Origin of the sequence: Vibrio sp. bablab_jr001 (genome assembly GCF_016464285.1) — a bacterium.
Lineage (GTDB): Bacteria > Pseudomonadota > Gammaproteobacteria > Enterobacterales > Vibrionaceae > Vibrio > Vibrio fluvialis.
Genome location: NZ_JACDWZ010000106.1, coordinates 181,296 through 193,744, shown reverse-complemented (window position 1 = coordinate 193,744; position 12,449 = coordinate 181,296). Strand labels below are relative to the sequence as shown.

Sequence of the window (12,449 nt, the reverse complement as noted above, 5' to 3'; positions counted from 1 at the left end):
TATGAAAAGCTTTATCCAAACCCAGGAAAAAATCTGCGACCGTTTTTACGAAGGTGAACGTCCTTTGTACGCAGAGAAAAACAAATATCTACACAAAGTCCGCTTCTATCCGGGCGAGTCGGCGATGAAGCACACCAGAAATATGACAGCCATGCAATGTGAATTCATGGGCAAGTATCCATTTTGGCACAGCAATCATGTGTTATTAGAACAGTGCCTGTTTACTGTTTATGCGCGTGCTGCGATTTGGTACACCGACAATCTGATCATGAAAAACTGTGTGGTGGAGGCGCCGAAGATGTTTCGCCGAGTCTCGCACCTCTATATTGAGAACTCCCGTTTCCCGAACGCAGGTGAAACATTGTGGAATTGCCATGATGTGACACTCAACAATGTGGAAATGCGTGGTGCTGATTATGTGTTCATGAATGGCGAAAATGTGGAAATTGATGGCTTCAAACTGCAAGGTAACTACTCATTTCAGGACGCGAAAAACGTCACCATCCGCAATGCCTATCTCGATTCCAAAGATGCCTTCTGGGGAGCGGAGAATGTCACGGTATATGACAGTGTGCTCGACGGTGAATATCTTGGTTGGCATTCGAAAAATCTGCGTTTGGTGAATTGCACCATTCGTGGTGAGCAACCTCTGTGCTACGCGCAGGACCTGGTGATGGAAAATTGCGTGATGGAAGAGACGGATCTCTGTTTTGAGTATGCAACACTGAATGCTGAGATTATTTCTGACATTATGAGCGTCAAGAACCCACTGTCAGGCTACATCAAGGCGCGCTCGATTGGTGACATCATCATCGACGAAAACAGCCGAGATCCCAATGCCTGCAAGATTGAAACGCAAACCAAGGCAGGCACGCAATGACCCAATTTGATTTCGACCGTATCATCAACCGGCACCAAACCGGCAGTGTGAAATGGGACAGCCCACAAGATGAATCGGTATTACCGATGTGGGTCGCCGACATGGATTTTCGCGCTGCAGAACCGATTATTGACGCGCTGAAGCGCAGAGTGGAGCACGGTGTTTTTGGTTATGCCAGTGTACCGGATGCCTATTTTCAGGCGGTATTGGATTGGTTTGAACGACGTCATCAATTTGCCATGCAGCGTGAATGGATTTTGTATACCTCCGGTGTCGTGCCCGCGCTGTCGGCCATATTAAAAGGTGTGACTGAGCCGGGCGATGGCGTCATTGTACAAACGCCAGCATACAACTGCTTTTTCAGCTCCGTGCGTAATATGCAGTGTCAGTTGGTGGAAAATCCGCTCGTCAATCGTGATGGCTTTTATGAGATGGATTTTGAACATCTGGAACAAGTGGCGGCGCAACCCCATGTGACAGCGATGATTTTGTGCAATCCACATAATCCGGTCGGCCGAGCATGGAGTGAGCAAGAGCTGCGACGTGTCGGCGAGATCTGCTTTAAACATAGCGTAACGGTGATCAGTGATGAAATTCATTGCGATCTGATGTTTCCGGGGCAAACGCATCAACCGTTTGCGGCGTTAGGCGAAGAGTTCCTGCGTAACAGCGTTACGACCCATTCGCCGAGTAAATCGTTCAATATCGCCGGATTGCAAATCGCTAATATTGTCGCGGCGGATGAAACTCTCAGAGCAAAGATCGAGCGCGCGCTTAATATTCACGAAGTGTGCGATGTGAACCCGTTTGGTGTCACCGCGCTGATTGCGGCCTATAACGACAGTGAAGCCTGGCTGGATGCTCTGACCGGGTATTTACATCAGAACTACTTAGTGGTGAGTGATTTTATCGCCACACATTTACCACAGCTCAAACTGACTCAACAGCAGGCGACCTATCTGGCGTGGATTGACTGCCGAAGCCTGACAATGAATTCTGCTCAACTGACCGACATGCTGCGCCGTGAAGGCAAACTCATGCTCAATGCTGGCACCGTGTATGGCGGCGCGGGAGAAGGGTATTTGCGCCTGAACATGGCGTGCCCACGCGAGCAATTGATAGACGGTTTAAACCGACTTCGCGTAGTGATAAGCAAATTGAACTAGGTGACATTGAATGAGAAAACTCTCACGTTCATTGCGATTTGGGTTGTTTCTACTCAATACATTGATAATCAAAACGGCGAGCGCCAACACTGCGCCCGTCCAAGGAGAACAAACCATGAAGATCCGTTTCGTCTTTGACGATCGCACCGTGACTGCAACACTCAGAAATTCACCGTCTACGCAGGATTTCCTTCGTCAACTGCCGTTGAGCTTTGAATTGGAAGATTACGCGCGTACGGAAAAAATTGCCTATTTGCCCGCTAAACTAACCAGCCAAGGCGCACCATCCGGCACCAGCTCAAAAGCGGGTGATATTTCTTATTATGCGCCATGGGGAAATTTAGTCGTCTTCTACAAAGACTTTGGTTACGCCTCTGGACTGATCAATTTGGGTAAGCTTGATGGTGGTCTGGAGCGCTTTACCAGCAACGGCTCAATGAGCGTCACTATCGAGCGAGCCGAATAGCAGTGATGCGGCGCTGCGCTTATTCCAGGAACAGTATTCTCAGTAAGCAGCTTGACGCGTATCGGTAAGTTGGTTAAGGTTTCGCCATCATTTCTTTCGGAGTTTACGCCAATATGAACAACTAAACCTGTCATCCATGTTTGATTTTATTTTTGGATATACAGGGTTAGTAGGCGTAGCTCACTTTCCGACATTGTTTGTCATCGCACGCATTGATTCGTGCGCTCAGCTTCATTCAGCTACGGCTATTGCCCCTGTCACACAGGAGGCAAACGATGCCATTTTTACAAGCAAGCCAAATCAGTTACCAGTTCGATAATGGTGACACGCTGTTTCATTCCATCACCTGTTCCATGACCCAGCGCCGTGTGGGATTGGTCGGGCGAAACGGTGTTGGAAAATCGCTGCTGGCTGAACTATTGAGCGGCGAACGCCAGCCATCAACAGGCAGCGTCGCGTTACCTAATTCCGTTGCCATTTATCGCCAGCTACCGTCTGAATTGCTGTCAGGAAAACGCTCAATCGGTGAGTTTCTGGGTAAGCAGGCGATTCTTGATGCGCTCAAACGGATTGAATCGGGTGATTGCTCTCAACATTGGTTTGATATCGTGGGGGATGAGTGGGATCTGCCCGCGAAGCTCAACCAACAGCTGGCCAGCATGCACTTGCCACAAGATCCGGCCTTTTTATGCGCCAAGCTAAGCGGAGGACAACTTGCCCGGCTGCAACTTTGGCAGCTATTTCATCGCAGTACCCAACTGTTGATCCTCGATGAGCCGTCGAATCACCTCGACACCCATGCCAAGCAGTGGCTGATCGAAACCATGCGATCTTTCCAAGGCGCCATTTTACTGATCAGTCACGATCGCCAGTTGCTGCGCGAAATGGACGAAATCTGGGAGCTGTCTGGCCTCGGTTTGCAGGTGTTTGGCGGTAATTATGATGTGTACGCCGAGCAAAAGCGTAGCGAATTGTTGGCGGTAGAGCGTCAGTTAGCTTGTATCACCAAGCAACAAAAACAACTGGAAGAACAGGCGCAGTGTAATCGTGAAAAAGCGGAGCAAAGAGCGTCGCAAGGAAACAAACTGCGCAGAGAGGGCAGTCAGGCGACCATTTTGCTCGATGGTAAAAAGGATAAAGCTACGGCTCGAGCGGCAAACCGCAGTAAGAATGAACAGCTACGGCAAAGCCACTTGCAAGCGAAGGCACAAACCTTGAGCGCGCTAAAGGAGCAACTGAAAGGCCAGAAGTTGTACTTGGCTGGCTCCCTTCAAAATACCCGCAAAGCGATCACGATAACCGAAGCGGTGTTGGCGTTTGGTAATGCAAAACCTAAAACGTTCACGGTGTATGCTCACGAAAAAGTTCACCTGACCGGCAGCAATGGTTGCGGTAAATCGACGTTACTGAAAACCCTACTTGGAGAAGTGGTGCTGGCAAGCGGCGAGTTACAGCTGAATAGCGCGTTGTATTATCTCGACCAACATTTTGGTGCGGTTCGTGAAGACTGGTCGGTGCTTGAAAACCTACTTCAACAGTGCGCGGGAATGAAAGAACGAGATGCGCGAACCTTGTTGGCTGGCATCGGTTTTCGCCGTGACAGTGTGTTTCGCCAAGGTAAATCGCTGAGCGGTGGCGAGAAGATGAAACTGACGATGCTCATTGCCAGCCATCAGAACGCACAACCGTTTTTGTTGCTGGATGAGCCGGATAACCATCTCGATCTCAATTCCAAACTCATGTTGGCGCAAGCGCTGCAACAATACCAAGGTGGTTTTATGCTGATCAGCCACGATCCAACATTCGCCGAAGAATCTGGCGTACAACGCGAGATAAATTGGGATGCTGAGTAAGCTAAAAGCCAGAACGTTTCGATCCGGCTCCTTTGTCTAACATTACAAAATCTGCCGAATATCGGACGAAATGCTGCTGATCATCTCTCTTGCGCTCTCATCACGTAGCTGGACCAGAATGATGAACAGCAAATCGGTGATCACATTCTGAGCGCTGCGCGAAGCAATAGCTGAGCTGCGGTGCTCGGTTTCGTCGGCAATGGTGTCGAACGTCATGTCCGCCAGCTGGCGGAGACGGCTTTTGTTGGGCGAGGTGAGTGCTATGACTTTCGCCCCTTGTTCTTTTGCCGCTTCGGTCGCCACCAAAATCTCTTTTCGGTCGCCGGAAAACGAAATCGCGATTTGTACATCCTGCTCGGTCAGCGTGCGCGCGACTGCAATCTGGACATGGCTGTCTTGTTCGGCTAATGCGGTGATGCCGAGTTTGAGCAACTTATAACTAAGATCTTTGGCGGTGAGTGCGGATCCGCCAATGCCCACAATCTGTACTCGGCGCGCGTCGCTTAACCACTGCACGGCTTGGTGACACGCTTCCATCGACAAGGCGTTGGTGGTGTGAAACATCGCGTCGGTTTTGGCTTTCACCAGCTTTTGCGCGATCACGGCGATAGGGTCATCGGCCAGAATATCGCTGTGTAGCGGCGTATTTTGCATCGCCTGTTTACGGCCAATCTCTTCAGTTAACGCCAGCTTAAACGCGCTGTAGCCCTTAAACCCCAATCGCTGGGTAAATTTCACAATGCTTGACTGACTCACATTCACCGCTTGAGCTAACTCCTGACTGGTTAACTGGGCAGCCTGAGCCGTGTGTTCAACAACCCAATCACCAATCTGGCGACCACTGTGTGATAACTGAGTACGTCTCGATACGATTTTATGGATGACTGACATGCAAAAACCTCAAAATGTGAAATAAATTATTCCATCCAATAAATAAAAGTCAAATACGCTAACTTATTCACGCCAAAGATAGTTTGGCCAAATTTCTTCAACTGTAACGCGATTTAACTGGGCATTATTCCAGAGTTTTAGCGTCTAAAGAATAACCTCAAGTGTGATTTTTATCACCAAATTTGAATATTTTATTCCATAGAATCGCCCTCAGTTCAATTCCGTTTAGAGATGTCGTAATGAAAATTGATTTAACCCGTTTGGTCACCGAAAGCCGCAATCCGGCAAGCGCTGCTATAGACACGTTATCGACGGTTGAGATGTTAAAAGTCATCAATCAAGAAGATCAGAAAGTCGCACTGGCGGTGGAGGCGGTGCTACCGAACATTGCGCTGGCAGTGGATGCAATCACCCGCGCTTTTGCTGAAGGTGGACGTTTGATTTACATGGGCGCTGGCACGTCTGGCCGGTTGGGCATTCTTGACGCCAGCGAATGTCCTCCAACGTATGGCACGCCGCACGAACTGGTGGTGGGCCTGATTGCTGGCGGACATCAGGCCATTCTCAAAGCAGTGGAAAATGCAGAAGACAACCGCGAACTGGCCAAGCAAGACCTTCAATCGCTCAACCTAACCGAACGTGATGTGGTGGTAGGCATCGCCGCCAGCGGACGTACGCCATATGTGCTCGGTGGGCTGGACTACGCCAATGAGGTGGGCGCGATGACGGTTTCTGTGGCTTGCAACCCGGAATGTCCGATGGCTGATGCGGCCAAGATAGCGATTTTGCCCGTTGTCGGGCCCGAAGTGGTGACCGGGTCTTCTCGCATGAAGGCGGGAACGGCGCAAAAACTGGTGCTCAACATGCTGACTTCGGGCGCAATGATTCGCAGCGGAAAAGTATTTGGCAACTTGATGGTGGATGTTGAAGCGACCAACGCCAAGCTGATTCAACGCCAAACCAACATCGTCGTCGAAGCGACAGGTGCTTCGGCCGAAGAAGCGGAATCGGCGTTGAACGCGTGCAATCGTCACTGCAAAACCGCGATTCTGATGATTCTATCCGGGCTTGATGCAAAACAAGCAACGGCCAAATTACAGCAGCACAATGGATTTATTCGCGCTGCACTTAACGACCAATAAAGTATTCAGGTTCTCAAGGAGAGCGTTATGGCAAAGATTAGCCAAACAATGATATCGCAGATTCTGGCGGCAGTCGGGGGGAGCGGTAACGTCAACAAATGTGGCAACTGTATGACCCGATTGCGCCTGACTCTGGCCAACAATGGGGTGGCGGATCAGGCAACGCTCAAACAAATTCCCGGTGTCATGGGGGTTGTGGAAAGTGATGAGCAGTTTCAGATCATTCTTGGTCCGGGCAAAGCCCAACAAGCGGCGGATCTGATGAATCAACTGATAGAAAGCATCATCAGTGGAAACGCGCAGCCTATTGAGGCCAACGATTCTCAGGATCTCTCTTCTGTGGCGGCAGCGCAGAAAAAACAAATGAAAAATAAGCAAACCAGCGCGGTGCAACGTTTTCTGAGCAAGTTCGCCACCATTTTTACGCCGCTGATCCCAGGCTTTATCGCTGCGGGTTTGCTGCTGGGATTCGCCACGTTGCTGGAACAAATCTACGTGGTCGATCAGACGCCAAGTCAGTTCATGTTGGATTTGATTGCGTACATGAAAGTGTTTGGTAAAGGCCTGTTTGCGTTCCTGAGTATTTTGATTGGCTACAACGCGCAACAGGCGTTTGGTGGCTCAGGTGTGAACGGCGCCATACTCGCGTCTCTGTTCGTGCTTGGCTATAACCCGGATGCGACATCGGGGATCTATTCCGGGATGAGTGAGTTCTTCGGCTACACCATTGACCCGCGCGGGAACATCATTGGTGTACTGCTGGCTGCGATCATTGGTGCGCAGGTAGAACGTAAAGTACGTGAATACATGCCGAATGACCTCGATATGATTCTGACGTCTGTGGTCACGCTGCTCATCATGGGCGTAGTCACTTACGTGGTGATCATGCCAATCGGTGGCGAACTGTTTAAAGGCATGTCGTGGTTGTTCATGAACCTCAACGATAACCCGCTGGGTGCCGCTGTTTTGGCTGGTCTGTTTCTGATTTCCGTCGTATTTGGTATTCACCAGGGGTTTGTACCGGTTTACTTCGCGTTGATGGAAGCGCAAGGTTTTAACTCGCTGTTCCCGATTCTCGCTATGGCGGGAGCCGGACAAGTGGGAGCGTCACTCGCGCTGTATTTTAAAGCCAACAAAGATGCGGTGCTGCGAACTCAGGTGAAAGGGGCCATCATTCCGGGGATTCTCGGTATCGGTGAGCCACTGATTTACGGTGTTACGCTTCCTCGCGTAAAACCATTCGTGACCGCTTGTGTGGGCGGTGCGGCCGGGGGTTTCTTTATCGGTCTGGTTTCTTACCTTGGGTTGCCAGTGGGTCTGAACACCGTCTTTGGTCCGTCAGGTATCGTTGCGATCCCACTGATGACCTCAAACAGCGGTATCTTTGCTGGCATGGCGGTATTCGTTACTGGCCTGCTTATCTCGTATGTTGTGGGTTTTATTGCGACTTACTTCGTTGGCATCAAGAATGTCGATTTAAGCTGATTCATCCTTCCCCCTATAGGAATGAAGTGGCTGCGCCTTTGAGAAATCAAAGGCGCTTTTTTTGTGTTTAAAGTATTTCACGAGAGGTTTGCCGTGGGTTCTTTATCAGTCGACTGGTCAATACGATGACCGAACCGAACAGAGCGAGCAAACCATAACCGCTCGCGATTTGTAGCAAGCTGAAGTGGGAAGAGAGCTGGCCAGAGATAAGCGTCGGTATCGCGGCACCCGCGTAGGATGTGGAATAGATGACGGCAAAGACGTTGGCCCGCAGCTGATGACTGCAGCGGGAATCCAGTTAGGCACGGAACGCGCGTGATCGACCAGCCAGGAAGCCAAAGCTGTAGACGCCAACCCGCACGACAATCCTTGCAGCAAACGCCCGACAATTAAAGGCGGCGCACTGTGTACATTCACAAACACCGCGACCGATAGAGCGGCGAGCATGAGTGAGAGCAGAGCCACAGGCTTTCGTCCCCAATGATTGGACAAACGTCCGAGCAGTACTAATGCCGTCACGGCACCAATGAAATACACCACAGAGCTCAGCGAGAGCTGCCAGTAACTGACATGGTCGTACAACTGATAGGTTCCATATAACGGAATCGGAACTGCAGAGGTCACATAGGTGACCATCAGAGCAAGTGAAGCGCTCACAAAAGAAAATCGATTAATAGTGATTTGCACGCAAGAGTCCTTGAGATGAATAACGGCTGATTCAGCGGATAGCGTTATTGTAAAGGTCTGATGCGGTGAGCTCGTTGCCCATTCCTCCTTAAAGTTTGCCAGAAAATATTTATTCGTTTTCGCATCTTAATTTGCTCACTACTTATATCCGTTTTCTCTGATGGAACTTGCTCGCTGCTTTTTATAAACGTCGAATAACTACCCACCAACGGAATATAAAAAATTCCGCCAAATTTTGCTGAATGTAATTTTCTGTTTGGATTGAATTCATCAGAGGCTTTGGATGTTTCTACTCGGAAGAATAGGCAAAAAATAGAAGCTTATAGGCAATGGATGAGGCAAGCAGTCACGCTAGATTAAATCAACCCGTTCAATCAGTTCTCATTCACTAACGGAAGGTAATCAGAATGTTGAAGTTAAAAGCCTATTTAAAATCCCTCTCGCTAATATTTGCGATGACATCGTTATTCAGTGCGGCCAGTGCGTGGTCGGCCGAAATCCTAAGCGCGAAAGATCGCGCAATCATTCCTGTTGCCGCTTTTACGGCAAGCGGTGAAAGCGAAAAACTGAAAATCAGCCTGAACGAAGCGCTGGATGCCGGCTTAACCATTAACGAACTCAAAGAGGTGTTGGTTCAACTCTACGCCTACGCTGGGTTTCCACGTAGTTTGAATGGCTTGGCAACGTTTATGACCGTGCTGGATGCACGCAAAAGCCAGGGTATTCAGGATGTGTTAGGTAGAGAGTCATCTCCGCTCCCCACAGATAAATCCAGCCTTGAATTTGGTACCGAGAACCAAACCAAGTTGATTGGAGTGGAAGTAAAAGGAGCGCTATTCGATTTCTCTCCTCAGGTTGATGAATACCTGAAAGCACACCTGTTTGGTGACATTTTCCAGCGTGACGTACTGAGCTGGAAACAACGTGAACTGGCGACGATTGCTGCGCTGGCCAATATCCATGGTGTAAACAGCCAGCTGGCTGCCCATTTCAACATCAGCATGAACAACCACATTTCTCCGGCGGAGCTGAAGGCATTTATTTCCGTACTGAAGACGTATTGTGGCGAAGCCATTTCAGTCAATGCCCAGCAGGTGTTGGATCAGGTGCTTGCGAGTAAACAATAGCCTGATGACATCTCATCGGAAAAATCAATCAAATCAGGAGTCAACATGATGAAAAATACAAGGTCAATGATGTTGTTGATCGCTGCTGTGAGCGGCGTAACGCTAACCCAAGCTCAGGCCGCAGACGGCCAACAAGTGTATCGCGCGCAGGATCTGCAATCTTTCACTGGGCCAGATAACTTATTCACTGGCAGCGTGAACGTCGACATGCTGTTTCCGGAAAACGAGGTCGCCCATTACAGCGCGGCGTACGTGACTTTTCAAGCTGGTGCACGAACTGCCTGGCATTCTCATCCAGCAGGTCAGCACATGATTGTCACTCAGGGCGAGGCTTTAACTGGTACTCGCGACGGCAACGTCATCCATTTCCATGCTGGTGAAAGCGTTTGGTGTCCACCCGCTATTGACCACTGGCACGGAGCGACACCGGATGCGGCCATGACACATCTTGTGGTAACGGCGTCAGCTGAGGGAAAAAACGTCATCTGGAAAGAGAAAGTCACGAACGAGCAGTACCTCAGTGGTCAATGAGAAATTTGGAATATCAGGCAAGAAGTCAAGACTATCGCGCTACCGAATTAGCGGAATAAAAAGCGACAATACGAACATCAAGAAGGCCAGTAAATTCCAACTTTAAACGTCACGTTTATTTTTCTTGCTCGGTCAGAAAACGGTATTTGATGGTATTCAGTTGCGACATTTCCTTGTTGTTCTGAATGTTATTTTTGGAGAAATTGATCATGAAATCACACAGCGAAACGGCTATGGCCGATAACGCAGAAAAAGCGCCAAATGAAGCACGCCGCGACGTACTTAAATTAACGGGCGCAGGTTTAGTTGCATTAGGAGTAGGTACGATGACTTCAAGTAAAGCGATCGCGCAATCGGAACTCAAACTGAGTGACGAGTGGGACAAAACATTTGCCAAGAGCGACAAAATAGACCATCAGAAAGTGACATTTAAGAACCGTTACGGGATCACTCTGGCGGCTGATTTGTACCAACCTAAAAATGCCAGCGGTAAGCTTGCAGCCCTAGTCCTGAGCGGCCCGTTTGGTGCCGTGAAAGAGCAATCTTCCGGCCTTTATGCGCAGACGATGGCTGAACGTGGCTTCGTCACTATCGCATTTGACCCGTCTTACACTGGCGAAAGTGGTGGTGAGCCTCGTAATGTGGCTTCACCGGATATCAACACTGAAGATTTCAGTGCCGCGGTCGATTTTGTTGGCTTGTTGCCAAATGTGGATCGCGAACGTATTGGTGTTATTGGTATTTGCGGCTGGGGTGGTATGGCTCTCAATGCGGTTGCTATCGACAAACGCGTGAAAGCCGTGGTGACCAGCACCATGTATGATATGACACGTGTGATGTCTAAAGGCTACTTCGATAGCGTCACGCTTGAGCAACGTACCGCTGCATTAGAACAGCTTGGCCAACAGCGTTGGGCTGATGCCGAAAAAGGTGAACCCGCTTATGGCCCGGTATCTCTTGAGCTTAAAGGTGGTGAACCTCAGTTTGTGGTGGAGTACGCAGCTTACTATAAATCGGCTGAACGTGGCTTCCATCCTCGCGCGATTAACTCGAATGCATCATGGACAGTCACGACTCCATTGTCGTTCATGAACATGCCCATCCTGACGTACATCGCAGAAATTTCGCCACGCCCGGTGCTGTTTATTCACGGAGAGAAGGCGCATTCGCGTTACTTTAGTGAAACAGCATACGAAGCGGCCGCAGAGCCGAAAGAGCTGATGATTATCCCGGGTGCCAACCACACTGACCTTTACGATCAGATGGATGTCATTCCATTCGACAAAATTACCGCATTTTTTCAGCAGCATCTTGCATAAAAAATAGGTTACACTGTTGCCAGTTGAGCGCCTCGACGGTGCCTGCTGGCAACAGAACTCAGATTCTGATTCAATTCTTATAACGATAACGCAATAATTTTTCTAATAAAGTCATTCAAGATTCTACACAGATAGCGAAATTCTCAAATGGTATGATTCGTTGAATCAAACCCTGAAACAACTTTATGAAAAATATGGTTAGTTGAGGTTGCTATTCCCAATGGAAACACCAAACGAAAAAGTTGTCATTAACTCGCGCTTCCTGTTCGATGTGGTAGAGAGAAGCTTAACCGACGCGTATGACGAGAAAATCATCATCGGCACTAATGAAGCACAAATACTTTCACTGTTGGTCAACCATCCCAATTCAGTGCTGAGCAGAGAAGAGATCTACCGGCAGGTATGGACGGAACGAGGCGGCAAAGTGGATGATTCAAGCCTGACGCAGTCTATCTCACTGCTGCGCAAAATGTTGGGCGATAAGGCAACGAAGCCCGAATACATCAAGACCGAGTCGCGCATCGGTTATCGGTTCATTGCACCGGTTGATCCGCTGTATTCTGAGATTCCGCTGGACGATCTGGTGGAAACATCACGAGAGGAGGGAGCAGAGTCTGTTAAGTTGAATGGCGAAGCGCAATCCGGTCATCGTTATATCAATACTAAACATGACGCCGTTGATGAAAACGCTCGGTGTGAGGCTTCAAAGCGCCGTTTATCACAACTGGTTACGCCGATTATGGCGGTGTTACTGACGTCGCTTTTGCTTATTGATTTCAACGGCTCGCAAGGCATGCTCTCATACCTTTATCGCAGCATTTTAGAGTGAGCGTGTAGCAGGCTCGATAACGCCACGTTAAACAGAGTAAGCCGCAACAAAAAAAGGGCCTATGGCCCTTTTC

12 protein-coding genes are annotated in these 12,449 nt (G+C 49.3%); 10 read left to right on the top strand and 2 right to left on the bottom strand.

The window, feature by feature from the left end:
* The first annotated feature begins 1 nt into the window (after position 1).
* From JIG40_RS20970 to JIG40_RS20955, 4 genes are all read left to right on the top strand, one after another.
* On the top strand, positions 2 to 880 hold the full coding sequence (locus JIG40_RS20970) for a DUF3737 family protein (RefSeq protein WP_143682802.1): 879 nt from the start codon (positions 2 to 4) through the stop codon (positions 878 to 880).
* Complete coding sequence (locus tag JIG40_RS20965) at positions 877 to 2,046, top strand: MalY/PatB family protein (protein WP_199466032.1); 1,170 nt, start codon at positions 877 to 879, stop codon at positions 2,044 to 2,046. The genes JIG40_RS20970 and JIG40_RS20965 overlap by 4 nt, the downstream gene beginning before the upstream one ends.
* Positions 2,047 to 2,161: 115 nt before the next feature.
* Positions 2,162 to 2,512: a cyclophilin-like fold protein gene (locus JIG40_RS20960; RefSeq protein ID WP_199466031.1), complete on the top strand. Its 351-nt coding sequence runs from the start codon at positions 2,162 to 2,164 to the stop codon at positions 2,510 to 2,512.
* Between the two features lie 275 nt (positions 2,513 to 2,787).
* Entirely contained in the window at positions 2,788 to 4,365 is a 1,578-nt protein-coding gene (locus JIG40_RS20955; RefSeq protein ID WP_199466030.1) for an ATP-binding cassette domain-containing protein, read from the top strand.
* Between the two features lie 42 nt (positions 4,366 to 4,407).
* Here JIG40_RS20955 and JIG40_RS20950 read toward each other — a convergent pair whose 3' ends face one another.
* A complete protein-coding gene (locus JIG40_RS20950) occupies positions 4,408 to 5,256 on the bottom strand; it encodes an SIS domain-containing protein (RefSeq protein ID WP_020430958.1) in 849 nt (282 codons plus the stop codon).
* A 239-nt stretch (positions 5,257 to 5,495) separates the two neighbouring features.
* Here JIG40_RS20950 and murQ point away from each other — a divergent pair, with 239 nt between their 5' ends.
* Positions 5,496 to 6,398, top strand: a complete 903-nt coding sequence (gene murQ / locus JIG40_RS20945) for an N-acetylmuramic acid 6-phosphate etherase (RefSeq protein WP_158152142.1) — start codon at positions 5,496 to 5,498, stop codon at positions 6,396 to 6,398.
* 27 nt (positions 6,399 to 6,425) lie between these two features.
* Positions 6,426 to 7,883 (top strand): PTS N-acetylmuramic acid transporter subunit IIBC, encoded by a 1,458-nt coding sequence (gene murP, locus JIG40_RS20940; RefSeq protein ID WP_199466029.1) that lies wholly within the window; start codon positions 6,426 to 6,428, stop codon positions 7,881 to 7,883.
* A gap of 117 nt (positions 7,884 to 8,000) precedes the next feature.
* On the opposite strand, the gene JIG40_RS20935 is transcribed toward murP, so the two are convergent.
* Positions 8,001 to 8,540 (bottom strand): MFS transporter, encoded by a 540-nt coding sequence (locus JIG40_RS20935; protein ID WP_348541347.1) that lies wholly within the window; start codon positions 8,538 to 8,540, stop codon positions 8,001 to 8,003.
* Between the two features lie 437 nt (positions 8,541 to 8,977).
* Between JIG40_RS20935 and JIG40_RS20930 the strand changes: the two genes are divergently transcribed.
* The 4 genes from JIG40_RS20930 (at position 8,978) to JIG40_RS20915 (ending at position 12,376) form a co-directional block, all read left to right on the top strand.
* Positions 8,978 to 9,697, top strand: coding sequence for a carboxymuconolactone decarboxylase family protein (locus JIG40_RS20930; protein ID WP_100267831.1), 720 nt, complete (start codon positions 8,978 to 8,980; stop codon positions 9,695 to 9,697).
* Positions 9,698 to 9,745: 48 nt separating this feature from the next.
* Positions 9,746 to 10,228, top strand: coding sequence for a cupin domain-containing protein (locus tag JIG40_RS20925; protein WP_199466028.1), 483 nt, complete (start codon positions 9,746 to 9,748; stop codon positions 10,226 to 10,228).
* A 209-nt stretch (positions 10,229 to 10,437) separates the two neighbouring features.
* Positions 10,438 to 11,547: an alpha/beta hydrolase gene (locus JIG40_RS20920; RefSeq protein ID WP_199466027.1), complete on the top strand. Its 1,110-nt coding sequence runs from the start codon at positions 10,438 to 10,440 to the stop codon at positions 11,545 to 11,547.
* A gap of 220 nt (positions 11,548 to 11,767) precedes the next feature.
* Positions 11,768 to 12,376: a winged helix-turn-helix domain-containing protein gene (locus tag JIG40_RS20915; RefSeq protein WP_158148722.1), complete on the top strand. Its 609-nt coding sequence runs from the start codon at positions 11,768 to 11,770 to the stop codon at positions 12,374 to 12,376.
* Positions 12,377 to 12,449 lie beyond the last annotated feature (73 nt).

Coding starts and splice junctions, on each gene's coding strand:
- JIG40_RS20965 (WP_199466032.1), top strand. CDS start 877: ATGACCCAATTTGATTTCGACCGTATCATCAACCGGCACCAAACCGGC.
- JIG40_RS20960 (WP_199466031.1), top strand. CDS start 2,162: ATGAAGATCCGTTTCGTCTTTGACGATCGCACCGTGACTGCAACACTC.
- murQ (WP_158152142.1), top strand. CDS start 5,496: ATGAAAATTGATTTAACCCGTTTGGTCACCGAAAGCCGCAATCCGGCA.
- JIG40_RS20950 (WP_020430958.1), bottom strand. CDS start 5,256: ATGTCAGTCATCCATAAAATCGTATCGAGACGTACTCAGTTATCACAC.
- JIG40_RS20955 (WP_199466030.1), top strand. CDS start 2,788: ATGCCATTTTTACAAGCAAGCCAAATCAGTTACCAGTTCGATAATGGT.
- murP (WP_199466029.1), top strand. CDS start 6,426: ATGGCAAAGATTAGCCAAACAATGATATCGCAGATTCTGGCGGCAGTC.
- JIG40_RS20925 (WP_199466028.1), top strand. CDS start 9,746: ATGAAAAATACAAGGTCAATGATGTTGTTGATCGCTGCTGTGAGCGGC.
- JIG40_RS20920 (WP_199466027.1), top strand. CDS start 10,438: ATGAAATCACACAGCGAAACGGCTATGGCCGATAACGCAGAAAAAGCG.
- JIG40_RS20970 (WP_143682802.1), top strand. CDS start 2: ATGAAAAGCTTTATCCAAACCCAGGAAAAAATCTGCGACCGTTTTTAC.
- JIG40_RS20915 (WP_158148722.1), top strand. CDS start 11,768: ATGGAAACACCAAACGAAAAAGTTGTCATTAACTCGCGCTTCCTGTTC.
- JIG40_RS20930 (WP_100267831.1), top strand. CDS start 8,978: ATGTTGAAGTTAAAAGCCTATTTAAAATCCCTCTCGCTAATATTTGCG.